This is a genomic window from Bradyrhizobium sp., assembly GCF_016213215.1.
Lineage (GTDB): Bacteria > Pseudomonadota > Alphaproteobacteria > Rhizobiales > Xanthobacteraceae > Bradyrhizobium.
Genome location: NZ_JACRAW010000067.1, coordinates 22,813 through 48,337, shown reverse-complemented (window position 1 = coordinate 48,337; position 25,525 = coordinate 22,813). Strand labels below are relative to the sequence as shown.

Here is a 25,525-nt window from a genome sequence, read left to right as displayed (position 1 = left end):
GCCTCCGCGCCGCTTGACGCCAGCTTCGGGCGCCAGGACCACACGATTTGGCCGTCCGCGCACATCCTCGCCCGGCGTTCGACGGCTGGCGTGTGCTCACCCTCGAAGCCGAAGCGAAGACGCTTTCAGCGCCGTTCGTCCGCGCGAAGCCCGTTGCTCACGGACGTGAAGTCCGCCCTGCAACGCCACTTCGCGCCCGACGCCGTCGCGTCCACCGCATCCCAGCCCGCGTTTCGTGACGACTCGCGATCCGCCCTCGTATCCGGGTGGGACAGGGTGCATATACGCCAAGTCCGAATTCGGGAAAAGAGAAATATTTTCGCCGCTGGGGGTTGACAGGGTCTTTGAGGTGATTTGCCCGACAACCAGCAAGACTGAGCGGAATCCGGTTCCGGAAAATGGAACCTGCAGCGGCTTCCGGCGTTGGTGACCGGCGATATTTTTCAGAGGGCAGCCCGAATGATTGTCGGCGTACTCGTTACCTTTCTCGTCGTTATTCTCGTTCTTTATCTGATCAACATGTTGCCGCTCGACGGCCGCGCCAAGCAGATCGCGCGTGTGGTCGTAATCATCATCGGCATCGTGTCGCTGCTGAAGTATCTCGCGGTGTTTTAGGGCGTTAAGAGCTTAGCGCGCAGCCGCATGAGCGAAGCGATGTGCGGGAATACCCCGGATGTCGCTGCGCTGATGCGGGCTACCGAGGCGCAAGAAAAAAGCCCGGCTTTGAGCCGGGCTTCTTCGTACGGAGCGCAAGAGCGGATCAGCCGGCCGCCTTGGCTTCGCGGCGGCGGGCGGTCAGGATAAACTCGGTGTAGCCGTTCGGCTGTTCGCGTCCCTTGAAGACCAGGTCGCAGGCGGCCTTGAAGGCGACGCCATCGAAGGAAGGCGCCATCGGCCGGTACAGTGGATCGCCCGCGTTCTGCTTGTCGACCACGACCGCCATGCGCTTCAGCGATTCCATCACCTGTTCCCTGGTGATGACGCCCTGGTGCAGCCAGTTGGCGAGGTGCTGGCTCGAGATGCGCAGGGTGGCGCGGTCTTCCATCAGGCCGACGTCATGGATGTCGGGCACCTTGGAGCAGCCGACGCCCTGGTCGATCCAGCGCACGACGTAGCCCAGAATGCCCTGGCAGTTGTTGTCGATCTCCTGCCGGACGTCATCGGGCGCCCAGTTCGAGTTCGACACCGGGATGGTCAGGATGTCCGACAGCTTCGCGCGCGGGCCGGCCTTCGCCAGCTCCTGCTGACGCGCGATGACATTGACCTGGTGATAGTGCAACGCATGCAGCGTCGCCGCGGTCGGCGAAGGCACCCATGCGGTGGTGGCGCCGGCCTGCGGATGCGCGACCTTCTGCGCCAGCATGTCCGCCATCTTGTCGGGCGCCGCCCACATGCCCTTGCCGATCTGGGCGTGGCCGGGCAGGCCGTCGATCAAGCCCATGTCGACGTTCCAGTCCTCATAAGCCTTGATCCAGGGCTGGGACTTCATCTCGTTCTTGCGGATCATCGGGCCCGCTTCCATGGAGGTATGGATCTCGTCGCCGGTACGGTCGAGGAAGCCGGTGTTGATGAAGACGATGCGCTTCGATGCGTTCTGGATGCAGGCCTTGAGGTTGACGGTGGTGCGGCGTTCCTCATCCATGATGCCGACCTTCATGGTGTTCTCCGGCAGCGCCAGCATCTTCTCGACACGGCCGAAGATCTCGCAGGTCAGCGCGACCTCGTCGGGCCCGTGCATCTTCGGCTTGACGATGTAGACCGAGCCGGTGCGGCTGGTCCTCACCTTCGAATTGCCCTTGAGGTCGTGGATCGCGAGCAGGCCGGATACCGCGGCGTCGAGAAGGCCTTCCGGAATTTCCTCGCCCTTCTCATCGAGCACAGCGTCGGTGAACATGTGATGGCCGACATTGCGCATCAGCAACAGGCTGCGGCCGTGCAGCTTGAGCCCCTTTCCGTCCGGCGTCTTGTAGACGCGGTCGGCATTGAGCGAGCGCGTCATGGTCCTGCCGCCCTTCTCGAAGTCGGCCGACAGCGTGCCGTTCATCAGGCCGAGCGTGTTGCGATAGACCAGCACCTTGTCCTCGGCGTCCACCGCCGCGACGCTGTCCTCCATGTCGAGGATGGTCGAGACCGCCGATTCCATGATCATGTCGGCAACGCCTGCCGGATCGTCCTTGCCGATGACGTTGCTGCGGTCGATCTTGATCTCGATATGCATGCCGTTGTTGACGAGCAGGACCGCCGAGGGATTGGCCGCATCGCCCTGATAGCCCGCGAACTGCTGCGCCGACTTCAGCGCGGTGGCGTTGCCGCTCTTGAGCTTCACCGCAAGCTGGCCCGCGACCACGCTGTACGAGGTAACGTCGGTGTGGCTGCCGGTCGCGAGCGGCACCGCGCTGTCCAGGAACGCCTTGGCCTTGGCGATCACCTTGTCGCCGCGCGCCTTGTTGTAGCCCTTGCCGGTCTCGCTCGGATCGTGCGGGATCGCATCCGTGCCGTAGAAGGCGTCGTAGAGGCTGCCCCAGCGCGCGTTCGCCGCATTAAGCGCGTAGCGGGCGTTGGTCAGGGGAACGACGAGCTGCGGGCCGCAGATCGTGCCGATCTCCTCGTCGACATTGGCGGTCTCGACCTTCTGGGTCGCGGGCTCGGGCAGGAGGTACCCGATCTCCTTCAGGAACGCGGTGTAGGCGTTCATGTCGAAGGGCTTGCCCTTGTTGGCGCGGTGCCAGTCGTCGATCCGGGCCTGGAGCGTGTCGCGGAAGGCCAGCAGCTCGCGATTCCTGGGTGAGAGGTCGCGGATGATGGCGGCAAGCCCGGCCCAGAACACGTCCGGCGCGATCCCGGTCTTGGGGGCCGCTTCCTTGGCGATGAAATCGAACAAGACGGGGGCGATCTTCAATCCGTGGGCATCGACACGATTCATGACTGGCTTTCTGGTTGGAAACGGCAGTTTCGTGCTGTTTTCGGACCGGAAACAGCAAAATGCGCCCCAACGGGCGGTTTTCGGGGGCCCTTTTAGCCTCAAAAATAGGCGGATGAGAAGGGCCCTTGGGCGGGTCTCGCGTATAGATGGCCGAGGGAGGTTGGTGAGTGACAGGTCTTTCCGCACACTCACCACACCTCTCCCGCTTGCGGGGGAGCGTAGGCCGCCATGGGCGGCCGTTCTCAGCGGACGCCGAAGCGAAGCTTCGGCTACGGCGCTCGAAGAGCGTAGCGGGTGGGGGAAACTCTCTCCCCTCGGACAGTGGGATTCGTGGCGGCGCCCCCACCCCGGCCCTCCCCCGCAAGCGGGAGAGGGAGCTTATCTCCGCTGTGGCCGGCACTTCCTCAGATATTCGCGGCGAGGTCGGCCAGTTCGTCGAACAGAATGCCGGTCTTCTCCAGCATGCGCTCGATCTCGTCGGTTGCATCGGTGAGCGAGCGGGTGGAGGTATCGATGGTCAATTCGCTCGCCAGCGGCGGCTGGTAGTCGTTGCCGATGCCGGTAAAGGAGGGCAGGGTACCGCTTCTGGCCTTGGCGTAGTGTCCCTTGGGGTCGCGGCTCTCGCAAACTTCCGGGGGCGTAGCAACATAGATCTCGCGGAATACACTGTCGGCGATGCGGCGGGCGGCGGCGCGATCCTCGCGCGACGGCGAGACCGCGGCCACGATCGCGACATGGCCATTACGCGCGAGGTGGGTCGCGACTTCGGCGAGACGTCGGATGTTCTCGCTGCGATCGACCGCGGAGAAGCCGAGATCGCTGTTGAGACCGGCGCGCAGCGTATCGCCGTCGAGCAGGACCGGGGACCCGCCGCGGGTGAACAGCCGGCGCTCCAGCGCGCGCGCCAGGGTCGATTTTCCGGATGCCGGCAATCCCGTGAGCCAGACCACGGCGCCGTTATGATGGTAGCGCGCCGAGCGCTCGTCGGGACGCAGCGCCGATTCCACCGGGACGATGTCGACGGGGATGGCGCGCTGCCCGGCGTCCACCGACAGCACGAGACCGCCGCCGGCGATGCGGCCGCCAACCTCGATCACCAGTCGGCCGGTACGGGGGTTGTCGATATGGGGATCGGCGGCGATCGGAGTGGCGAGTGAGATGTCGATCTCGCCGACATGATTGCGGCCGATCGACTTGTTTTCGACGCTGGAAAGTTCGCCGGGATCGACCGCCTTCTCGATCGCAACCACGGTTGCGCGGGTCTCCTTGGGGCCGACGCGCACCAGGATCGCATCGTCCTTGGACAGCGGCTTGTGGTGCAGCCAGAAGACGCGCGCGCGCAGACGCCGCGTGTCGCGCGGCGAAGACCCGGCGTGGGCGATGATATCGCCGCGCTCGACGAACAGCTCGCGGTCGAGCGTGATGCCGACGGAGCGGCCGGCGCTCTGCCTGCCAGCGACCGGGGTTTGCGGCCAGCCTTCGACGCTGCGAATCTTCGCGATCTTGCCGGCGGGCATGATGACAATCTCGTCGCCGGCAGCGAGGCCGCCCGACTCGATGCGGCCCGCAACGATGCGGCGATCGTCGAACTTGTAGATTGCCTGCACCGGCAGCCGCAGCGGCAACTCTTCCAGCGGCCGCGCCGGCTCAAGCGCATCGAGCGCTTCGACCACGGTCGGGCCTACATACCACGTGGCGCGCTCGGTGCGCGCGGCAACGCCGTCGCCGTCGCGCGCGGAAATCGGAATGACCGCGTGCGGAATGACGCCAAGGCCGTTCAGATGCGCCGAGATCTCCTCGCTGATTTCGGCAAAACGCGCCGCGCTGAATTCGACGCGATCCATCTTGTTGACCACCACGGCGACCTGCTTGATCCCGAGCAGGTGCAACAGATAGCCGTGCCGCCGCGTCTGGTCGCGCACGCCCTCCAGCGCATCGATGATCAGCACGGCGCCGTCGGCCTGCGATGCGCCGGTGATCATGTTGCGCAGGAATTCGGCGTGGCCCGGTGCATCGATCAGCACCACCTCGCGCGAACTGGTGCGGAAGCGGATCTGCGTGGTGTCGATGGTGATGCCCTGGTCGCGCTCGGTCTGCAGCGCGTCGAGAAGGAATGACCATTCGAACGGCATGCCGCGCCGCGCGCTGACCGCCTTGAGCATTTCCAGCTTGCCTTCCGGCAGGCTGCCGGTCTCGTGCAGGAGACGTCCGACCAGCGTCGACTTGCCATGGTCGACATGGCCGACGATGACGATGCGAAGCTGCGGCCGGGTGGTGGAGACGCGCGCTGCCGGCAGCGCGGGGGTGGAGATCATGTTCATTGCGGCGCTCGTTTCCTCATCACAGATAACCGGCGACCCGCAGCCGCTCGAAGGCGTCCTCCGTCTCGTGGTCGAGCGCGCGGCCCGAACGTTCCGGCACCTTGGTCTGCTCGAGTTCGGTCAGGATCTCGTCGATGGTGGCGGCGTCGGAAACGACCGGGAAGGTGATGTCGGCGTCGCCGAGCGAGCGATAGCGCTTGCCGTTGTTGGAAAGGTAAAGCGGAATGATCGGGATGTTCTCGCGCCTGGTGTAGGCCCAGATGTCGGCCTCGGTCCAATGCAGGATCGGATGAATGCGCAAATGTGCGCCCGGAGGCGGTGAGGCGTTGAACTGGTCCCAGAAGTCCGGCGGCTGGTCGCGCACGTCCCATTCACCCTCGAGACCGCGCGGCGAGAACACGCGCTCCTTGGCCCGCGTCGCCTCTTCGTCGCGGCGGATGCCGGCGATCAGGCCGTCGAAGCCGTGCTTGGCGAGCGCGAGCTTGAGTCCCTCGGTCTTGCGCGCGGCCGACCGCGCCGCCGGCGGCAGGGTCGGATCGACCGCGTCGATCGGGGGGCAGGGCTCGACCCGAAGATCGAGATCCCACTCGGTGCTGTAGTGATCTCGGAATCGATACATGTCCGGAAACTTCTTTCCGGTGTCGACGTGCAGGGCCGGGAAGGGCACCCGGCCGAAGAACGCCTTGCGCGCCAGCCAGATCATCACGTTGGAGTCCTTGCCGAGCGACCACAGCAGCGCGAGCTTCTTCAACCGGGCGAAAGCTTCGCGCAGGATGTAGATGCTTTGCGCTTCCAGCGCGTCGAGGTGATCCATCGGGGAGATGGGAGCGGCCGAAATTCCTCGGCACGTTCCTTGCTCCGCAGAGATGGTTCGATAGAGCGCGCCGTTCACGGAATCGTTCTCGAGAAGATGCATCTCTTGCCCTTGGTGCCGGGAGGACGAAATTCTAGACTTGAAGCGCAGGATAGAAGAAAAAATTTCTCTTTACGGCCCTTGTGATAGACATATATAGAAAATAATTTCAGTCAACCCACTAATAGGGGAAGCGGAGTATCGCATGCGCTATCTGCCGGTATTCCTAGATCTGAACGCCGGCCCGGTCGTTCTCGTCGGCGCGGGGGAACTCGCACGCGCCAAGCTGCGCGTCCTTTCAGGCGCCGGCGCTCGCATCCGCTTCTATGCCACCGACGGCAATGGCGAGCTTTCCGGCATCGACGCCGGGGCCGCGGCGCGGATCGAGCTGGCGCAGGGCGATCCGCTGCTGGCCGACCTGAGCTCCGTGGTCGCGATCGTGTGCGCCGGCGCGGGCGACATCGGCGTTGCGATGGCGGCGCGGGCGAAAGCCGCCGGGCTGCCGGTCAACGTGATGGACGATCTCAAGCATTCGACCTTCATCTTTCCGGCCATCGTCGATCGCGGCGATGTCGTGGTCGCGGTCGGCACCGGTGGAGCGTCGCCGGTCGTGGCGCGGCGGGTGCGCGAACGCATCGAGGCGCTGTTGCCGGCGCGCATCGGCGATCTCGCCGAGTTCATCGGACGCTTCCGCAAATCCATTCACGGCCGCATCGATGAATTCCCGCTGCGGCGGCGTTTCTGGGAGCGGATCGTCGACGGTCCGATCGGCGCGCTCGTGCTTGCCGGACGCAAGGAGGAAGCCGAAGAAGCCCTGAAGGAAATCGTCGATCCGGTGGGCTTCGCCCGCGCGGAGAAGCCCGAAGGCCATGTGACGCTCGTCGGCGCCGGACCGGGCGATCCCGATCTCCTCACGATCAAGGCGCTGCGCGCGCTACAGGACGCCGACATTGTTTTCTACGACGAACTGGTCTCGCCGGAAGTGCTCGATCGCATCCGCCGCGATGCGGCGCGCGTTCCCGTCGGACGCCGGGTCGGCAAGCCGGGCATCGGCCAGGAGGCCATCAACCGCCTGATGATCGAGGCCGCGAGAGCCGGCCAGCGCGCGGTGCGGCTCAAGGGCGGCGATCCCTTCATCTTCGGGCGCGGCGGCGAGGAGATCGAGGCGTTGCGCGCGGCCGGTGTTTCCTGTTCGGTGGTGCCGGGCATTACCGCAGGGTTGGCCGCCGCGGCGCAATTCGAGGTGCCGCTCACCTTTCGTCACGAAGCGCTGCGCATCACTTTCCTGACCGCGCACAAGGCCAGGGATGCCGACGCGGTCGACTGGTCGACGCTGACCGACACCAGGATGACCGTCGTCGTCTATATGGGCATGACCGCGGCACCCTCGGTCCGGGCCGGCCTGCTTGGCGCGGGCCGTTCGCCCGACACCCCGGTCGGTGTGTTCGCGCGCGTCTCGCGGCCCGATGCGCACGCCGTGATCGGCACGCTCCGTGAGCTGCCCGAGCTGGTCGCGCAGATCGAGGCCGGTCCCGCCATTCTCATCATCGGCGATGTCGTGGCGCATGCCGCGGCTTTCCGCCGCCAAGACCTCAACCACATGATCCCCGAACTGCTGGAAGCTGCCGAATGACCTCTCCGCTGCAACAAAAAATCAAAGTCACCGGTCCGTCGGTGGTGACGGCCAATCGCACCTGGGACGGCGCGGTGATCTACCGCACCGCCGGCAAGGACTGGTCGACCGACCTTGCGCGGGCGGCCATCGTGCGCGTCGCCGACGAGGCGCGCGCGCTGCTCGCCGAATCGGTTGCCGACGATCTTGGCGCCGTCGGCGCCTATATCGCGCCGGTGCAGGTCGGCAATGACGGCAGGATCGAGCCGGGCAATTTGCGCGAGCAGATCCGGCGTAGCGGAGTCACCATCGGACTGCCGGTCCAATTGTAAGGCATTCGTGTAAGGCATCCCTTCATGTACGCTTATGACGAAATCGACCGTACGCTGGTCAACGAGCGCGTCGCCGAATTCCGCGACCAGGTGGAGCGCCGCCTCTCGGGCGAGCTCACCGAGGACGAATTCAAGATGCTGCGGCTGCAGAACGGCGTCTATCTGCAACTGCATGCCTACATGTTCCGCGTCGCCATCCCCTACGGCACGCTGTCTTCCCGGCAGCTGCGGAAGCTTGCCCATGTGGCGCGGACCTACGATCGCGGCTACGGCCATTTCACCACGCGCCAGAACGTCCAGTTCAACTGGATCAAGCTGAAGGACCTGCCGGACGCGCTGGCCGATCTCGCCGAGGTCGGCATTCACGCCATGCAGACGTCCGGCAACAACATGCGCAACGTCACCTCCGACCAGTGGGCGGGCGTGGCGCCCGGCGAGGTCGAGGATCCCCGCATCTGGTCGGAGCTGCTCCGCCAGCACACCACGCTGCATCCGGAATTCTCGTTCCTGCCGCGCAAGTTCAAGATCGCGATCACCGCTTCCGCGCATGATCGGGCAGCGATCAAGATCCACGACATCGGGCTGCGCCTGCACAAGAACGACAAGGGCGAGAACGGCTTCGAAGTGCTGGTCGGCGGCGGCCTCGGCCGCACGCCGTTCATCGCCAAGACCATCAAGCCGTTCGTCCACGGCCGCGATATCCTGAGCTATGTCGAGGCGATCCTGCGCGTCTACAACCAGTACGGCCGCCGCGACAACATCTACAAGGCGCGCATCAAGATCCTCGTGCACGAGCTCGGGATCGAGAAGTTCGCCGGAGAAGTTGAAGATGAGTGGCGGCAGATGCGGGACGGCGCGCTGAATCTGGACGACGAGGTGATCGAGGACATCCGCTCGCGCTTTTCCTATCCTCATTACGAGAAGCTGCCGCACATGCCGGAGGAGCTGCGCAAGGCGGCGCACGATCCTGCGTTCGAGGCCTGGCGCAAGAATTCGACCTTCGCGCACAAGATTCAGGGCTATTCGATCGTCACGGTCTCGCTCAAGCCGGTCGGCGGTCCGCCCGGCGATGCCACCGCCGACCAGATGGATGCGCTGGCCGATCTCGCCGACCGATATTCCTTCGGCGAGATCCGCGTCGGCCACGAACAGAATCTGGCGTTGCCGCACGTCGCCAGGCGCGACCTGCCGGCGCTGTGGCGCGCGCTCGACAGAATCGGTTTCGCCACGCCCAACGTCAATCTGATCACCGACATCATCGCCTGCCCGGGCCTCGACTACTGTTCGCTCGCGAACGCGCGCTCGATCCCGATCGCGCAGGAACTGACCCGGCGCTTCGCCAACCATGAGCTCGCCAACCTGATCGGCCGGCTGCACATCAACATTTCCGGCTGCATCAACGCCTGCGGCCATCATCACGTCGGCCATATCGGCATTCTCGGGGTCGAGAAGAACGACGAGGAATTCTACCAGGTCTCGATCGGCGGCCGCGCCGACGAAGACGCGGAGCTCGGGCAGCTGATCGGGCCGGCGGTGAAATTCGAAGAGGTGGCCGACGTCGTCGAAGACATCGTCGAAGCATACCTCGCGCTGCGCGCGGCGCCCGATGAGCTCTTCATCGACACGGTCGAGCGGCTCGGCGTCGAACCTTTCAGGGAGCGGGTCTATGCCACTCGTTAGGGGCGGAAAAATCATCGACGATCCGTTCGTCTACCTCGCCGACGACGCGCCGATCCCGGCGGACGGCGCTATCCTGGTTTCGGGGGCCCGATTGCTTCAGGAGGCGGAGAACCTCTTTGCCGCTTCGCGCAAAGTCGGCGTGATCTGGTCGAACAACCGCGAACTCGCGGAGCTCGTGCCCTATCTCGATCGACTGGCGGCGATCGCGCTCATCTTCCCGACCTTCCGCGACGGCCGCGCCTACACCCAGGCCCGCCTGCTGCGCGAACGCTATCACTATCGCGGCGAGTTGCGCGCCACCGGGCAGGTGCTGCGCGACCAGTTCGTCTTCATGCTGCGGGCCGGCTTTGACACCTTTGCCGTCAGGAAGGAGAGCGACGCGGAAGCGTTTGCCGATACGATCAAGCGCTATTCGGTATTCTACCAGCCGACCGGCGACGGCCGCATCACGGCGCTGCACCGGCGCATGCAGCTGCGCAACTTCGAAGGCGCGCGGCAGTGAACGCGCTGCCACCTCAGCGTTCGCAAGTGGAGCCGGCTCTGCCGCGGGCGGAAGAGCTGGATCGTGCGCTGTCGGGCGCGCTGGCTGCGGAGATCATCGCCGCCGCCTTGAGGCTGGTCGGCCGCGAGCGGCTGGCCCTGGTGTCCTCGTTCGGTACAGAATCCGCGGCGCTCTTGAAGGTGATGGCGGACGTCGATCCCGCAATTCCCGTGATCTTTCTCGATACGGGCTATTTGTTCGCCGAGACGCTGGCTTATCGCGATACGCTGATAGAGGCGCTCGGCCTGCGCGATGTCCGTTCGGTCAAGCCGTCGGAGCAGGCGCTGTCGCGCCAGGACCCGAACGGCGATCTGTGGTTTTCCGATCCCGATGCCTGCTGCCGCATCCGCAAGGTCGAACCGCTGGCGCGGGCCCTGACGCCGTTCGCGGCCTGGATCAACGGCCGCAAGCGCTTCCAGGGCGGCACGCGTGCCGCCATTCCGATCGTCGAAGCGGACGGCGCGCGGCTGAAGTTCAATCCCTTCGCCAACACCTCGCGCGAGGATATCGAAGCGATCTACGCCCGCGGCAATCTGCCGCCGCATCCGCTCCTCGCATCCGGGTTTCGCTCGGTCGGTTGCATGCCCTGCACCAGCCGTACCACGGAGGGCGAGGACGAGCGCGCCGGGCGCTGGCGCGGCCGCGACAAGGCAGAATGCGGCATTCACACGAGCCGAATTCCGTAGCACAACGGCGCTGCGGACCTGCGAACAAGAAAATCCGGTTCCGTTGACTCAAAGCCGTTTCGTCCCGAGTTATGCGCGCGTGCTTTCGGCGACAATGGCGTCGCCGGACACAGGGAGATGCACATGATCCGCCGTATTCTGCCGGCAGTTGCAGGGCTGCTCTACGCCGGCGCAGGCTTCGCCGCCGACGTGAGTTTGCTGAACGTGTCGTACGATCCGACGCGTGAGCTCTATGCCGAATTCAACAAGGCCTTTGCCGGCGCCTATCAGAAGGAGAGCGGCAAGAGAATCGAGATCAAGCAGTCGCATGGCGGCAGTGGATCGCAGGCGCGCAGCGTGATCGATGGCCTGCAGGCCGATGTGGTGACGTTGGCGCTCGCCTACGACATCGATGCCATCGCGGCCAGGGGCTTGCTGGCGACCGACTGGCAGAAGCGGTTGTCCGAAAATGCCTCGCCCTACACCTCGACCATCGTATTCCTGGTGCGCAAGGGAAACCCGAAAACCATCAAGGACTGGGACGATCTGATCAAGCCGGGCGTTGCGGTCATCACGCCCAACCCGAAAACCTCCGGCGGGGCGCGCTGGAATTATCTTGCGGCCTGGGGCTTTGCGCAGAAGAAGTTCGGCTCGGCCGACAAAGCGAAGCAATTCGTTTCGGATCTCTATCAGCATGTGCCGGTGCTCGACACCGGCGCCCGAGGCGCGACCGTCACCTTCGTCGAGCGTGGCGTCGGTGACGTGCTGCTCGCCTGGGAGAACGAAGCCTTTCTGGCCCAACGCGAGTTCGGCAAGGACAAGTTCGAGATCGTTGCCCCGCCGCAGTCCATCCTCGCCGAACCTCCGCTTGCGGTGGTCGACAAGGTCGTCGACAAGAAAGGGACGCGTGCCGTCGCCGAGGCCTACCTGAAGTATTGGTATACCAAGGAAGGTCAGGAAATTGCCGCACGGAATTCCTACCGTCCGCGCGACCCGGAGATCGCGAAAAAGCACGAAAATTCCTTCGCTAAGGTCGAATTGTTCACGATTGACGACGCGTTCGGCGGGTGGAGCAAGGCGCAGAGGGAACATTTTTCCGACGGCGGCGTCTTCGATCAGATCTATAAGAACTGATCGGGCGTTGCCGATGGCGGAGCAGGGGGCCTGGTGAGCGCAATCGCAGCACGACGTCGGACACTGCCGGGCTTCGGCCTTTCCATGGGGCTGACGCTGACCTGGCTGTCGGTCATCGTCCTCATCCCGCTCGCGGGCCTGTTCCTGCGCACCCTCGAGCTGAGCCCGGAGCAGTTCTGGAGCATCCTCAGCAGCCGCCGTACGCTGAACGCGCTGAGGATTTCCTTTGGGCTGGCCTTCGCCGCCGCCTGCGTCAATCTGGTGATGGGGACGATTATCGTCTGGGCGCTGGTGCGCTATCGCTTCCCGGGGCGGCGGCTGTTCGACGCCATCGTCGATGTGCCCTTTGCGCTGCCGACGGCAGTCGCCGGGGTCGCGCTTACCGCGCTTTTCGCGGAAAAAGGCTGGCTCGGCGCGCCGCTGGCCGAGCTCGGTGTCAAGGTCGCGTTCACGCCGATCGGCATCTTCGTCGCCATGGTGTTCATCGGCATTCCCTTCGTGGTGCGAACGGTGCAGCCGGTGCTGCTCGATCTCGATCCCGAGATCGAGGAGGCCGCGGCCTGTCTCGGCGCCAATCGCTGGCACACCATCGTCAGGGTGATCCTGCCGAGCCTGACGCCGGCCTTGCTGACCGGACTCGCGCTCGCCTTTGCGCGCGCGGTCGGCGAATATGGCTCGGTGATCTTCATCGCCGGCAACCTGCCGAACGTGTCCGAAATAGCACCGCTCCTGATCGTGATCCGACTGTCGGAATTCCGCTATGCCGATGCAACGGCAATTGCCGTCGTCATGCTGGTCGTCTCGTTCGTTATCATTTTCGCGGTCAACCGGCTTCAGCGCTGGGCGCGAAGCCGGATTCCTGCGGATTGAGGCGAGCCGATGACAATGCAGTTGACGCATTCAGTTTCTCTCACCCCGCCCGCCGACAAGGCGCGGGCGCGCGCTTCGGCTGCGGCGGCAGGCATCCGCACCGAGCCGAAGCTGGTGCGCATCGCCGTCATTACGCTTGCTGTCCTGTTCCTCACGGTGTTCGTCGTGCTGCCGCTGGTGGTGGTGTTCGCGCAGGCCTTTTCCAAGGGAATAGCAGCCTACCTCGCCGCGCTCTCCGAGCCGGAGGCGCAGTCCGCCATCAGGCTGACGCTGCTGGTGGCCGCGATTTCCGTCGGCCTCAATCTGCTATTCGGCGTGATCGCGGCCTGGGCGATTGCGAAATTCGAATTCAACGGCAAGACCTTCCTGATTTCGCTGATCGATCTGCCGTTCTCCGTGAGCCCGGTGATCTCGGGACTGGTGTTCGTGCTGTTGTTCGGCGCGCAGGGCTATTGGGGGGCGTGGCTGCGCGAGCACGACATCCAGATCCTGTTCGCGGTACCCGGCATCGTGCTGGCCACCACCTTCGTGACCTTCCCGTTCGTGGCGCGAGCGCTGATTCCGCTGATGCAGGAGCAGGGCACGCAGGAGGAGGAGGCCGCGATCTCGCTCGGAGCCTCGGGCCTGCAGACCTTTTTCCGCGTCACTCTGCCCAACATCAAATGGGGCGTGCTCTACGGGGTCTTGCTGTGCAACGCGCGGGCGATGGGCGAATTCGGCGCGGTCTCGGTGGTCTCCGGCCATATTCGCGGCGAGACCAATACCATGCCGCTCTTCGTCGAAATCCTCTACAATGAATACCAGTTCGTCGCCGCCTTTGGGATAGCCTCGCTGCTCGCGATGCTGGCGCTCGTCACGCTCGTCATCAAAGCCATTCTCGAACGTCACCTGGACGAAGGACAACCGTAGCGTGAGCATCGAAGTCAGGAACCTCATCAAAAGATTCGGGAGCTTTACCGCGCTCGACGGCGTCGATCTCAAGGTCGAGAATGGCGAGCTGCTGGCGCTGCTCGGACCTTCCGGCTCCGGGAAGACGACGCTGCTCAGGATCATCGCGGGGTTGGACTGGCCCGACGAAGGCGAGGTGGCCTTCAACGGCGAGGATGCGCTCGCGCGAGGCGCGCGGGAGCGCAACGTCGGATTCGTGTTCCAGCACTACGCGCTGTTCCGCCATATGACCGTGTTCGAAAACGTCGCCTTCGGCCTCAGGGTGCAGCCGCGCGCCGTCCGCAAGAACGAGGCGGGAATTCGCGCCCGCGTGAAGGAATTGCTCGATCTGGTGCAGCTCGACTGGCTTGCCGACCATTATCCGAACCAGCTCTCCGGCGGGCAGCGCCAGCGCATCGCGCTCGCGCGCGCGCTCGCCATCGAACCGCGCATTCTCCTGCTCGATGAACCGTTCGGCGCGCTCGATGCCAAGGTCCGCAAGGAATTGCGCAAGTGGTTGCGCTCCCTCCATCGCGAGATCAACCTCACCTCGATCTTCGTCACCCACGATCAGGAAGAGGCGCTGGAGGTCGCCAACCGTCTCGTCGTGATGGACAAGGGCCGCATCGAGCAGATCGGCTCCCCGGGCGACATCTATGACAATCCGGCGAGTGCCTTTGTGCACGGCTTTATCGGCGAATCCATCGTGCTGCCGGTTGAGGTGGCGGAGGGCTCGGTGCGCTTCGGCGGGAGTCTGCTCAACATCGCGCCTGACGGTGCCGCCTGCGGTGCTTCGAAACTGTTTGTTCGACGCCACGAGATGGCGGTCGGCCCGTCCGGCAGCGGAGTGTTCGAAGGGACAGTGCACCATGTGCGTTCGTTCGGGCCGGTCCAGCGTGCCGAAGTGGCGCTGGCCGGCGGCGAGGTGATCGAGATCGACGCTCCGCGCGGCAAGGAGCTTCACGCCGGGGACACGGTCGGCCTGCAGCCGCGCCGGTATCGCATTTTCGCAGCTTAAGGAACGCTGTCATTTCGGGAGACGCGACAGCGTGGAGCCGGAATCCCGCGCCATAACCTCTGGATTCCGGGTCTGCGCCAGCGGGCCGCGTTTCGCTTGGACCCGGTGGCGTAGCCCGGAATGATAGTGAAATCTGCGCCGCGTTCACCTTTCAGCCACGGTTGGTATGCAACAACGGCCTGTCATCTGGGGGTTGATCCATGCGCGCTGCGGCCGCAATTGTCATCATGTTGCTGCTCGCCGGCTGCGCCAGCCAAGCACCCATCGAGCAGCCGTCCATGTATCTCGATATGGCGGTGCCGGGCGCCAGGCTCGATGCGCAGGCCGCGGCCGCGATGATCTCGCAATACCGGCAGAATAACGGGCTCGGCAATGTCGAGATCGATCCCGAGCTGACAAGGTTGGCTGAATCCCAATCCCAGGCCATGGCGGCGGCCAACAAGATGGATCACGACGTGCGTGCCCCGCTGGGCAAGCGCCTGACCGGGGCGGGGTATCCGGCCACGACCGCCGTCGAGAACATCTCGGCCGGCTATCATACGCTGGCGGAAGCCTTTTCCGGTTGGCGCGATTCGCCGCCGCACCGGGCCAATATGCTCAAGAGCGGTGTCACAAGACTAGGCATCGCGGCAAGCTATGCTCCGAACACCAAATACAAGGTGTTCTGGACCATGATCCTGGCCTCGAGGGAAACCCGCTAGTTTTGTGTCTCTGACGTTCCAATTCACTCGTCGTCATTCCGGGGCGCCGCGAAGCGGCGAGCCCGGAATCCATAACCACAGGCCGAGGTTATGGATTCCGGGCTCCCTCGCTGCGCTCGGGCCCCGGAATGACGCAATGAGGAAGTCACAACACTGGGCCCTTTTGCGGATTGACCTCACCGCGATCTGACGCCACAGGTGAGGGCGTTTCTGCTATTGAGCCTTCATGACCGATCATCCCGGCCCGCAGTCGACACGAACCCCCGCCGATGCTCAGCGAGTCCTCGTCCTGCAGGGCGGCGGTGCGCTCGGCTCCTACCAGGCCGGCGCCTTTCAGGCGCTGTGTCATTCCGGCTTCGAGCCGGAATGGATTGCCGGCATCTCGATCGGCGCCGTCAACGCCGCGATCATCGCCGGCAACGAGCCGGAAAAGCGCGTGCCGCGCCTCAAGGAATTCTGGGAGATGGTGTCGGCGCCGGTGCCGTGGAAGCCGTTTGCGAACGACGACCACGGTCGCGAACTGTTCAACAACACGAGCGCGGCCCTGATCGCGACGTTCGGCGTTCCCGGCTTCTTCACGCCGCGAATTCCGCCGGCGCCATTGTGGCCGCCGGGCGCGCCGCAGTCCCTGAGTTTTTACGATACGTCGCCGCTGAAGAAAACGCTGGAGCGGCTGGTCGATTTCGACCGCATCAATGACCTGAAGACCCGGCTCAGCGTGGGCGCGGTGGGCGTCACCTCGGGCAACTTCAAATACTTCGACAACTTCGAATTCAAGAAGCTCGGCAAGAAGATGGGGCCCGAGCACATCATGGCGTCCGGCGCGCTGCCGCCCGGATTTCCCGCGATCGTCATCGACGGCGAGCATTACTGGGACGGTGGGATCGCTTCCAACACGCCGCTGGACTACGTCCTCGAGGCCGAGATCGACCGCGATCTGCTGATCTTCCAGGTCGACCTGTTCAGCGCCCGCGGGCCGCTGCCGAGCACGCTGCTGGATGCCGCCGAGCGCGAAAAGGACATCCGCTACTCCAGCCGGACGCGCATGAACACGGACAAGAACAAGCTGGTCCACAATACGCGAAAGGCCTTGCGCGAACTGATCGGCAAGCTGCCCGACAATTTGAAGAACGATCCGTCCGTCGAAATCCTGTGCCAGGTCGCAAAGGAAAGCACAGTTACCGTCGTGCATCTGATCTATCGCAGCAAGAACTATGAAACCTCGGCCAAGGATTACGACTTCTCGCACGTCGCCATGGTCGAGCACTGGGAGGCGGGCGTACGCGATGTGCATCTGTCGATGCGGCACAAGGATTGTCTCGAACAGCCGCAGAGCGGCGAGACCATGGTGACTTACGATCTCACGAGGGACGCAACCAATCCCCCGAACGAAAGCAGGAGCGAATGACATGGGTAAGTTGACGGGCAAAACCGCCGTTGTGACCGGCTCGACCAGCGGCATCGGGCTCGCTTATGCGCGGGCCTTCGCCGGTGCCGGCGCCAATATCGTCCTCAACGGCATGGGCACGCCTGCGGATATCGAGAAGGAGCGCTCCGCGATCGAGACCGAATTCAAGGTCAAGGCGATCCACTCGCCTGCCGACATGACGAAGCCCGCCGAGATCGCCGAGATGGTTGCACTGGGCGAGAAGACCTTCGGCGCGGTCGACATCCTCGTCAACAATGCCGGCATCCAGTTCGTCTCGCCGATCGAGGAATTCCCGATCGAGAAGTGGGACGCCATCATCGCCATCAATCTGTCGTCGGCCTTTCATGGCATCCGCGCCGTGGTTCCCGGCATGAAGAAGCGCGGCTGGGGCCGCATCATCAACACCGCCTCGGCGCATTCGCTGGTCGCCTCGCCCTTCAAGGCGGCCTATGTCTCGGCCAAGCACGGAATCGCCGGCCTGACCAAGACCGTGGCGCTGGAGCTCGCCACGTTCAAGATCACCTGCAACTGCATCAGCCCGGGCTACGTCTGGACGCCGCTGGTCGAGAGGCAGATTCCGGACACCATGAAGGCGCGCAACCTGACCAAGGAGCAGGTCATCAAGGACGTCCTGCTCGCGGCGCAGCCGACCAAGGAGTTCGTCACGGTGGAGCAGGTCGCGGCGCTCGCGCTGTTCCTGTGCGGCGACGAGGCTTCGCAGATCACCGGCGCGAACCTGTCGATCGACGGCGGCTGGACGGCGGCGTGAGTGCGTCACGGGAGCGGCGGGACTGAGGTCCGCCCGCCATTCCGTCGACCATCACGCTCAGTGTGCGTTGCTCCAGGCCAAAGCGGTAACGAGTGCCGACGACAGGTTCAGCTCCACAAATGCGATCTTGGTGGCGACCACGATCAGGACGCTGGCGAGCGCAACGCGGAGGACCGTCTCCGGTACGCGGGTCGCACTGTAACTTCCCACGACGATGCCCGGCAGGGAACCCATCAGAAGCACGCCCATGAGAGGCCAGTCGACGTCGCCCAGCGCCCAGTGCCCCGCCCCGGCGACCAGCGTCAACGGTACCGCATGTGCGATGTCGGAGCCGACGATGGTCGCCATCGGCAGGCGAGGGTAGAGCAGGAGAAGCGCGGTCACGCCGACCGCGCCGGCCCCAACCGACGAAATCGAGACCAGCACGCCAAGCACGGCTCCGATGAGCACGGTTGCGATCGCGGTCGTGCCGGCGTCCACCTGCTCCAGGCGCCGACGATAGTGCTCGACGATCGACCTGCGGAAGACCAGCGACACAGCGGTGAGCAGCAGCGCAAAGCACAGCACCAGGTTGACCAGGCTGCGCTCGGCATCGCTCTTGAGATCGAGCTTCCACAGGACAACAAGCGTCAACGCACTGGCGGGGATGCTGCCGCAGCAAAGCCGGATCACGGCTGGCCAATGAACGCTGCGCGACCAGCCATGCACCACGCTGCCAGCCGCCTTGGTCCCGGCGGCGTACAGCAAATCGGTGCCAACGGCAGTCGATGGATGAACGCCGAACAACAGGATCAGCAGCGGCGTCATCAGCGATCCGCCGCCCACACCCGTCATTCCGACAAGCAGGCCGACGCCGAAGCCCGATGCTACGTGGAGCGGATCAATCATGCTTATATGGAGACTAGGGTGCTCTCGTCGGTCAGACAATCAGTCAGTCAACATGACGTAGAACAGACCTGGCGCTGATCGCAATGGATCGCAGCAAATAAGAAAAAGCTGCGCGCTTGTCTGAACTCGGTAGTCATTTTGCCCAATTCGCAAGGATCCGGCGAAATGAACATTTTGCGGCGCAGGAAGAGGCGAAAGGAACCACCGCGACTGCTTTCGGCCACAGTGCTCGACACGAACAGATGCCGCGGTAAAGGACGGTCGGGAAGTCTAGTTCCCAAATGCCAGCACATGCAGCCCGAGCCGTCGGCGCACGATCCAGAACAGAAGCACGGTTTCGAAGGTCAGCGAGATCGACGTCGCGGCCGCCGCACCATGACCGCCAAAGTGCGGGACCAGTATCACACAGAGAACGACGTTCATGACGAAGGCGATGGCGTAGGCCAGCGCGCAGACATGCTGGTGACCGAGCATGTTGAGCAACCGCTCGACCGGGCCGATCGCCGCGCGTACCACAAGCCCGATTGCCGCCACGAACATGATGTCGTAGCCGATCACAAATTGCGGTCCGAACAGCCAAAGCAGCGGCTTGCCGAAGGCAAGCAGCAGCGCCGTTGCGGCGAGTGAAGGCCAGAACGTCCATTTGATGGCATGGGCGACATAGGCCGACAGGCGCGCCTTGTCGCCGAGCGCGTTGTATTCGGCAAAGCGGTGTGCCGTCGTTGCCGACATTGCGTAGTGAATGAAGGAAACCAGCGCCAGCGTCTTGACCACCGCGAAATAGATGCCGACTTCCTCCGACGGGCGGAACTGCTGGAGCACCAGGACATCGGTATAGGAAAGCAGCAGGTAGAAGCCTTCGACCAGAAGGATCGGCAGCGACACCGCGAGCCAGCCGCCTATGTCGTAAGCCTTGGGGCCTTTTTCGATATGGGTGGCGAGCTTGCGGTTGAGCACCACCATCTGTCCCGCCATTGCGATCCACACCGCGCCGGCGCTCGCAATCATTGCCGCCGTAGCGCCGAGATGGAAGCCGAGCAGGAAGGCAGTCGCCGTGATGGCGATGATCAGCGCCTGCCGGATGATGAATTGCGGCATCAGGCCGAGCCGCATCCAGTCGTGCGAGCGCGCGATTCCGTCCTGCGTGTTGGCGACAACGAAGGCCGGCAGCGTCATGCAGCCGATATAGAGTGGAAGCTCGGCCGCGGGATCGATCCAGGGCGAGAGCAGCCTGACGATGCCGGCGAGCCCCAGCGAGACCACGGCCGAGACGGCGAAGGTGAGCCAGCGGCTGCCGGAGAGAAAGCCCCGCAGCCGCGCGTCATCGCCGCTGGCGCGATATTCGGGGATGATCTTCTGGGCGGAGGCTGAGATGCCGAAATCCATCATGCTGCCGAGCAGCAGCACCCAGGTCCAGACATAGACATAGACGCCATAGTCCGATCCGCCCATCCAGCGCGCGAGAAGGATCTGCGACAGGTAGGCGAGCGCGGCGGACAAGACGCGAATGATGAAAATGGTTCCGGCGAGCCGTCGGGTCAGGGAAGCTTCGCTGGAAGCCTCCGTTGAGCCGGAGAGTTTCGCCCGAAGCCGCGCCATGATCCCGGCCGGCGCGGTCGTTGCGGGTTGCGCGTCCATGACGGCCAATGGTCAAGTTCCTCTGCCGGTTCGATGCGGCGAGGTTCGGCCTAGCAACGATTCGTTAAGATTCGGTACCTCCGTCAATCCGGGGCGATGCGTCAGCGTCGAACCCGGAATCCGGAGATTGTCGGCGCGAGATTTCCGGTCAGCGACTTCGCCGCGCCGCGAGATGACTTGGGGTTACGGGAGATTGACGTTGAACTCGTAGGCGCGTTCCGCGCCCACCAGGGTTAACTTCAGCGCGGCGCCGTCCGGGCTGGCGCCGGGCGGCAGCCCCTCGAGTTCGAAGGCGAAGCGCCTGACCCCGGGCGGGCTGGCATTGACCGGAGTGGGGATCGGCAGCAACCAGTCGGGAGTCGGGCCCTCGACGAACAGGTTGACCTCCCGCGTATCCGGCGTGACCACATCGACCACGACGCGCCTCGTGCCGTCGCGCTTGACGTCACGGATGGTGAGCGGATTGGGGTCTCCGACATTGGCGGGTTTCGGCACGGTATCCAGCGCAGCAAACAGCGTACTGTCTTCCGTGCTGGCGACGCTGTTGAAGGCAAGCTCGGCGCGGGCCTCGACCGGAATGCACAGCTTCTCGCACACCGCGTACTGGATGTCGGCGCGCAGCGTCACCGGCTTGTCGGCATTCTTGGCGACAATGCGCAAGGGCAGCACCACATGGTGGCGATAACCTAGCGAGTGTCCCCCGGCACCGTCGTCGAATTTGAGCGGAGCCGGCCACAGGATCGTCACCGCTTCGACATTCTCCGACTTGGAGAAGTCGAACCGCGGCGGCACGCCGGAATCACCGGGCGTTCGCCAATAGGTTTTCCACCCCGGCTGCAGATGGAACGCAATGCCGCCCAGCAGCACCGGGCCGCTGCGCGACCCCGCCACTAACCGCACGGCGGAATGCGTGTCCCGTTGCCACGCCGAAGTGTCCTCGGCACGGGCCTCGATCGCGAATGATGATGCGAGCAGGGTAGCGGAAAACGCAACTGCGGCGCGCGTTGGAACTGTTACGGACATGTCACGTCTTTACAATCTGGCCTTGGTGCGAACCATTGAATTGCTTGTGATGGCGCGGAAGCTTTCGTCGGTCGATGCTTGATTTGACAGCTACCCCGCCCGATATCAGGATATGCAGGGAAACGAGAGTCCTTTGCGGATGGATCCTGAAGCCAAAAAAGCTCGCGGCGCGGGCCGCAAAGACGACGCCGGCGACGACGCACCGGGGTACCTCGACGGCCAGCTCCTGATTGCCATGCCGGTCATGGGCGATCCGCGCTTCGAGCGCTCCGTCATTTATCTCTGCGCCCATTCGGCCGAGGGTGCGATGGGCATCATCGTCAATCATCCGGCGGGCAGCCTCGATTTTCCCCAACTCCTGGTGCAACTCGGCCTTATCGAGAAGGGCGAGCAGATCAAGCTGCCGGAGAACGCGGAAAGCATGAAGGTGTTGCGCGGCGGTCCGGTCGACACCGGCCGCGGCTTCGTGCTGCACTCGGCCGATTTCTTCATCGAGAATGCGACGCTGCGCATCGACGAGGGCGTCTGCCTCACCGCGACCGTGGACATCCTCAAGGCCATTGCCGACGGTTCCGGACCCAAGCACGCCATCCTCGCGCTCGGCTATGCCGGCTGGGCGCCGGGACAGCTCGAGACCGAGATCCAGAGCAACGGCTGGCTGCATTGCGATGCCGATCCCGACCTGATCTTCGGCGATGATGTCGAAGACAAATATTCGCGCGCCCTGCGCAAGATCGGCATCGATCCCGGCATGCTCTCGAACGAAGCCGGCCACGCGTAAGCTGTTCCCGGTGGTCACGCCCCGCGAAGGCGGGGCATCCAGTAATCCGCGGCGTTCGCTGTAAGCGGGGATCACTTGACTGACTTCATTGGAATATGGGATCGCCCGGTCGAGCCGGCGATGACGGTGTTCCATGCTTCGAGCGAGCAAGTTCACTCCGCCGCCTGCTGCTGCACCGTCGGTTCCGTCCCCGCCACCGTCGCCCGCCGCATATCGCGCGGCTGCGACTGGTCGTAGCGGCGCACCCGGTGAATGGTCTGGCGATTGTCCCACATCACGAGGTCATGCAGCTTCCATTTGTGGACGTAGACGAACTCTGGTTGCGTCGCGTGCTCGGTGAGATCGCGCAACAAGAGCCGGCCTTCGGGCACGCTCATGCCTACTACGGCGCCGGCGTGCGAGGACAGATAGAGCGACTTGCGGCCGTGCGCCGGATGCGTGCGTACCAGGCGCTGCAGCACCGGCTTGAACATCGCCTTCTCCTCTTCGCTGTAGTCGACAAAGCCGAGCGAGCCGCGCGAATACATCAGCGAATGTTCGCAGATCAGATCCTCGATTTCGGCCTTGGTTTCCTCGTCCAGCGCGTCATAGGCGGCGCGCATGTCGGCAAATTCGGTGTTGCCGCCCTTCGGGTTCACCACCCGCGCTGACAGCAGCGAATATTTCGCCGGGATGGCGCGGAACGAGCTGTCGGAATGCCAAAGGCAGTTGCCGAGGTTGAACAGATGCGTGCGATGATCCTTCGGCAGCGGCTTGCCGTCCTTGCCGAGGTTGGAGACGTCGTTGAGCCCCGAGGTCAGCCGATAGTCTTCCTTCCTGGTGACGGTGCCGCCACGTGCGTTCTCCCGCTCGCCGAAATTCAGCGCAAAGGCCAGTTGCTGCTCGTCGGTGATATCCTGATCGCGGAACACGAGCACGGCATGTCTATCGATCGCCGCCTGGATCTCACGCACCTGTTCCGACGTCAGCGGCTTGCGCAGGTCGAGGCCAGAGACCTCGCCGACAAAATGCTTCTGCAACTGCCGGATGGCGGTCGACATGGCGTTCTCCCCGGATCAAGCAAGCGGATTTTCCGCTGTTGGCGCGAGGCTACTCGTGCACCGTGTGATGTCAACGCATGCGGCTGCATTGAGCTTTGCGTCGCCGCGCGGCGAGGGCGGCGGCGTGATGCAGAGCGACGGCTTCAAGGCGGAAACCGACGGCCTAAACCTCAATCCCGGTACAGCCGTGCAACGTCTGCATGCTGCGCCGCATTCGGAGTTACGCGTTGCGTGCCATCAGCCCACCATCCACCGGGATCACCGCGCCGGTCAGGAACGAGGCCGCGGGCAGGCACAGGCTCAGCGTCATGTGCGCCACTTCTTCCGGATCGCCGTAGCGCATAAGCGCGGTGCGGCGCTTGGCATAGGTGGTCTTGTGCTCTTCCGGAATCCGCTCGGTGATCGCGGTCCTGATCGGGCCCGGGCAGATGCAGTTCACCGTGATGCCCTCGCGGCCGAGTTCGACGGCGAGCGATCGCGTCAGGCTGGCGACGCCGCCTTTTGCGGCCGAATACGGGCTGTGCTGCGCGGTCGCGCCCAGCGCCTCGGTCGAGGCGATGTTGACGATCCGCGGGCATTTCGATTTCCGCAAATAGGGGAGCGCCGCGCGGATGATGCGCGGGTGCGCGGTCAGCATGACGGCGATGCCTTTCGCCCAGCCCTCCTCGTAGCCGTCGTCGTCGATGGCGATCTTGACCGAAATGCCGGCGTTGTTGATCACGATGTCGAGGCCGCCGAAATGCGCGGCCACGCCATCCACGACGCTCCTGATTTCGTCGCGATTGGCGACGTCGAGCTTGAAAGCCTTCGCCGATCCGTTGTTCGCTGCGATCTCGGCCGCAACCGCCTGCGCCCCCTCCTGCATGTAGTCGGTAACCGCCACGTTGGCGCCCTCGTTGGCGAACACGCGCGCGGTGGCGCGGCCCATGCCGGAGGCGGCGCCGGTGACGAGAACGGTCAATCCCTTCACCGACCGGCTGAGCTGTTTGAAATCGGACATTCCCTGATCTCGTTTCCTCGTTGTGACTTTCGTTGCGAGATTGACAAGGCTGGCATCGATCCGCACAGAAAGCAAACGCGAGCAAGATCCGGACCCGAAGGGCCGCGTGAGCGCAAAGTGGAGCCCGGTTTACCCTCGCGACAAACGCGATGCGTTTGCGCGAAGATCATGCTCGAACGAAAATGCAACGGAGGATCTCAAGGTGGCGAACGAACTCGATTTCACCGGCAAGCAGGTATTGGTGGTCGGCGGCTCCAGCGGCATCGGGAACGGCATCGCGCAGGCGTTCCGCGCCAAGGGGGCGCAGGTGGCCGTCTGCGGTACGCGCGGCTCGGCGGCGGATTATTCGCGAGAGGAAGGCTCGCAACTCGGAGGGCTGGCCTATTCCAGGCTTGATGTCAGCAATGGCGAAGCGATCGAGCAGTTCAAGCCGTCCTTCGATCGGCTCGATGTGCTGGTGCTGGCGCAGGGCGCGGTGATCTATCGCCGCGGCGAGTTCGAAATGCCGGGCTTCCGCAAGGTGATCGAGGTGAATCTGATCAGCTTGATGGCGTGCGCGACGCGTTTTCATTCCATGCTGCGGGAATCGAACGGATCGCTGATCATCATCAGCTCGACCGCGGCGTATCATTCCACCATGGGCAATCCGGCCTACAACGCCTCGAAAACCGGCGCGGTCGGCCTGACGCGCACCCTGGCCGAGGCGTGGGCCGAGGACGGCATTCGCGTCAACGGCATAGCGCCCGGCCTCGTCGACACCAAGATGACGAAGGTCACTACCGCCAATCCCCAGCGGCTCGAAGGCGCGCTCGAGCGAATTCCGCTCCGGCGGCTCGGCACGCCAGCCGACATGGCGGGCGCGGCGTTGTTCCTGGCCTCGCCACTGTCGTCCTACATCATCGGCCAGACACTCGTCGTCGACGGCGGGCTCATTCTCTAGCTCCGGAACTCGACGGCACCTGACCGGTTACCTCGGCTGACTACCGAGGGAGGATCGTCATGGACCAGGATCGGATTGCGGGATCGGCCAAGGAGTTTGCGGGTCGCGTCGAAGGCGGCGTTGGTGAAATGGTAGGCGATGCCAAGACGCAAGCCTCGGGCGCGGCGCGGGAAGCTGCCGGAACCGTGCAGAACATGTACGGGCAGGCGAAAGATGCCGTGCGGGAAGCAGGCGAAACCGCCGCCAACTATGCCAATGACGCCTACCAGGCGGGCGGAGATACATTGCGCGACGGCACGCAGGCGATTGCCAGGAGGGTGCAGGACAATCCACTCGGCTCGCTTCTTATTGCGGGCGCCGTGGGCTTTGCGCTTGCGCTGATGATGAGCCGTCCGTCGCGTCGCCCGCCCTCGCGCTGGCGCTATTACGGTTGAGCCGTT

At 64.2% G+C, this 25,525-nt stretch carries 24 protein-coding genes; 16 read left to right on the top strand and 8 right to left on the bottom strand.

Annotated elements, in window-relative coordinates; genetic code table 11:
* Positions 1–459 precede the first annotated feature (459 nt).
* Positions 460–615, top strand: coding sequence for a Thivi_2564 family membrane protein (locus HY852_RS12035; protein WP_157449927.1), 156 nt, complete (start codon positions 460–462; stop codon positions 613–615).
* Positions 616–760: 145 nt separating this feature from the next.
* Here HY852_RS12035 and HY852_RS12030 read toward each other — a convergent pair whose 3' ends face one another.
* The 3 genes from HY852_RS12030 to cysD form a co-directional block, all read right to left on the bottom strand.
* Positions 761–2,923, bottom strand: a complete 2,163-nt coding sequence (locus HY852_RS12030; protein ID WP_291604897.1) for a malate synthase G — start codon at positions 2,921–2,923, stop codon at positions 761–763.
* Positions 2,924–3,327: 404 nt separating this feature from the next.
* Positions 3,328–5,244, bottom strand: coding sequence for an adenylyl-sulfate kinase (gene cysC, locus HY852_RS12025; RefSeq protein ID WP_291604895.1), 1,917 nt, complete (start codon positions 5,242–5,244; stop codon positions 3,328–3,330).
* Between the two features lie 19 nt (positions 5,245–5,263).
* Complete coding sequence (gene cysD, locus HY852_RS12020; protein ID WP_291604894.1) at positions 5,264–6,058, bottom strand: sulfate adenylyltransferase subunit CysD; 795 nt, start codon at positions 6,056–6,058, stop codon at positions 5,264–5,266.
* A 244-nt stretch (positions 6,059–6,302) separates the two neighbouring features.
* Here cysD and cysG point away from each other — a divergent pair, with 244 nt between their 5' ends.
* The 12 genes from cysG (at position 6,303) to HY852_RS11960 (ending at position 17,775) form a co-directional block, all read left to right on the top strand.
* Positions 6,303–7,730 carry a siroheme synthase CysG gene (cysG, locus tag HY852_RS12015; RefSeq protein ID WP_291604893.1) on the top strand — a complete coding sequence of 476 codons (1,428 nt, stop codon included), beginning with the start codon at positions 6,303–6,305 and terminating at the stop codon, positions 7,728–7,730.
* A complete protein-coding gene (locus HY852_RS12010; protein ID WP_291604891.1) occupies positions 7,727–8,041 on the top strand; it encodes a DUF2849 domain-containing protein in 315 nt (104 codons plus the stop codon). The genes cysG and HY852_RS12010 overlap by 4 nt, the downstream gene beginning before the upstream one ends.
* A gap of 24 nt (positions 8,042–8,065) precedes the next feature.
* Positions 8,066–9,721 carry a nitrite/sulfite reductase gene (locus HY852_RS12005; RefSeq protein ID WP_291604889.1) on the top strand — a complete coding sequence of 552 codons (1,656 nt, stop codon included), beginning with the start codon at positions 8,066–8,068 and terminating at the stop codon, positions 9,719–9,721.
* Positions 9,708–10,223 carry a DUF934 domain-containing protein gene (locus tag HY852_RS12000; protein WP_291604888.1) on the top strand — a complete coding sequence of 172 codons (516 nt, stop codon included), beginning with the start codon at positions 9,708–9,710 and terminating at the stop codon, positions 10,221–10,223. Before HY852_RS12005 ends, HY852_RS12000 begins: the two co-directional genes overlap by 14 nt.
* Entirely contained in the window at positions 10,220–10,948 is a 729-nt protein-coding gene (locus HY852_RS11995; RefSeq protein WP_291604887.1) for a phosphoadenylyl-sulfate reductase, read from the top strand. Before HY852_RS12000 ends, HY852_RS11995 begins: the two co-directional genes overlap by 4 nt.
* Before the next feature lie 123 nt (positions 10,949–11,071).
* Entirely contained in the window at positions 11,072–12,061 is a 990-nt protein-coding gene (locus tag HY852_RS11990) for a sulfate ABC transporter substrate-binding protein (protein WP_291604885.1), read from the top strand.
* A gap of 33 nt (positions 12,062–12,094) precedes the next feature.
* A complete protein-coding gene (gene cysT / locus HY852_RS11985) occupies positions 12,095–12,931 on the top strand; it encodes a sulfate ABC transporter permease subunit CysT (RefSeq protein WP_291604884.1) in 837 nt (278 codons plus the stop codon).
* A gap of 9 nt (positions 12,932–12,940) precedes the next feature.
* Positions 12,941–13,840, top strand: coding sequence for a sulfate ABC transporter permease subunit CysW (gene cysW / locus HY852_RS11980; protein ID WP_291604883.1), 900 nt, complete (start codon positions 12,941–12,943; stop codon positions 13,838–13,840).
* Position 13,841: 1 nt separating this feature from the next.
* Complete coding sequence (locus HY852_RS11975; protein ID WP_291604881.1) at positions 13,842–14,876, top strand: sulfate/molybdate ABC transporter ATP-binding protein; 1,035 nt, start codon at positions 13,842–13,844, stop codon at positions 14,874–14,876.
* A 200-nt stretch (positions 14,877–15,076) separates the two neighbouring features.
* Complete coding sequence (locus HY852_RS11970) at positions 15,077–15,577, top strand: CAP domain-containing protein (RefSeq protein WP_291604880.1); 501 nt, start codon at positions 15,077–15,079, stop codon at positions 15,575–15,577.
* 226 nt (positions 15,578–15,803) lie between these two features.
* A complete protein-coding gene (locus tag HY852_RS11965) occupies positions 15,804–16,985 on the top strand; it encodes a patatin-like phospholipase family protein (RefSeq protein ID WP_291604879.1) in 1,182 nt (393 codons plus the stop codon).
* A gap of 1 nt (position 16,986) precedes the next feature.
* Positions 16,987–17,775, top strand: a complete 789-nt coding sequence (locus HY852_RS11960; protein WP_291604878.1) for a 3-hydroxybutyrate dehydrogenase — start codon at positions 16,987–16,989, stop codon at positions 17,773–17,775.
* Positions 17,776–17,832: 57 nt separating this feature from the next.
* Here HY852_RS11960 and HY852_RS11955 read toward each other — a convergent pair whose 3' ends face one another.
* The 3 genes from HY852_RS11955 to HY852_RS11945 all read right to left on the bottom strand — a co-directional run bounded on the left by HY852_RS11955 (position 17,833) and on the right by HY852_RS11945 (position 21,324).
* Positions 17,833–18,663: a sulfite exporter TauE/SafE family protein gene (locus HY852_RS11955; protein ID WP_291604877.1), complete on the bottom strand. Its 831-nt coding sequence runs from the start codon at positions 18,661–18,663 to the stop codon at positions 17,833–17,835.
* 270 nt (positions 18,664–18,933) lie between these two features.
* On the bottom strand, positions 18,934–20,301 hold the full coding sequence (locus tag HY852_RS11950) for a polysaccharide biosynthesis C-terminal domain-containing protein (RefSeq protein WP_291604899.1): 1,368 nt from the start codon (positions 20,299–20,301) through the stop codon (positions 18,934–18,936).
* A gap of 183 nt (positions 20,302–20,484) precedes the next feature.
* A complete protein-coding gene (locus HY852_RS11945) occupies positions 20,485–21,324 on the bottom strand; it encodes a protein-disulfide reductase DsbD domain-containing protein (RefSeq protein WP_291604876.1) in 840 nt (279 codons plus the stop codon).
* A 139-nt stretch (positions 21,325–21,463) separates the two neighbouring features.
* Here HY852_RS11945 and HY852_RS11940 point away from each other — a divergent pair, with 139 nt between their 5' ends.
* On the top strand, positions 21,464–22,105 hold the full coding sequence (locus tag HY852_RS11940) for a YqgE/AlgH family protein (RefSeq protein WP_291604875.1): 642 nt from the start codon (positions 21,464–21,466) through the stop codon (positions 22,103–22,105).
* A gap of 152 nt (positions 22,106–22,257) precedes the next feature.
* On the opposite strand, the gene HY852_RS11935 is transcribed toward HY852_RS11940, so the two are convergent.
* Both HY852_RS11935 and HY852_RS11930 read right to left on the bottom strand, forming a co-directional pair.
* A complete protein-coding gene (locus tag HY852_RS11935; protein WP_291604874.1) occupies positions 22,258–23,145 on the bottom strand; it encodes a TauD/TfdA family dioxygenase in 888 nt (295 codons plus the stop codon).
* Positions 23,146–23,365: 220 nt separating this feature from the next.
* Positions 23,366–24,145 carry an SDR family NAD(P)-dependent oxidoreductase gene (locus HY852_RS11930; RefSeq protein WP_291604873.1) on the bottom strand — a complete coding sequence of 260 codons (780 nt, stop codon included), beginning with the start codon at positions 24,143–24,145 and terminating at the stop codon, positions 23,366–23,368.
* Between the two features lie 202 nt (positions 24,146–24,347).
* Here HY852_RS11930 and HY852_RS11925 point away from each other — a divergent pair, with 202 nt between their 5' ends.
* Both HY852_RS11925 and HY852_RS11920 read left to right on the top strand, forming a co-directional pair.
* Positions 24,348–25,085, top strand: coding sequence for an SDR family NAD(P)-dependent oxidoreductase (locus HY852_RS11925; protein WP_291604872.1), 738 nt, complete (start codon positions 24,348–24,350; stop codon positions 25,083–25,085).
* Between the two features lie 59 nt (positions 25,086–25,144).
* On the top strand, positions 25,145–25,519 hold the full coding sequence (locus HY852_RS11920; RefSeq protein WP_291604871.1) for a CsbD family protein: 375 nt from the start codon (positions 25,145–25,147) through the stop codon (positions 25,517–25,519).
* Positions 25,520–25,525: the final 6 nt, after the last annotated feature.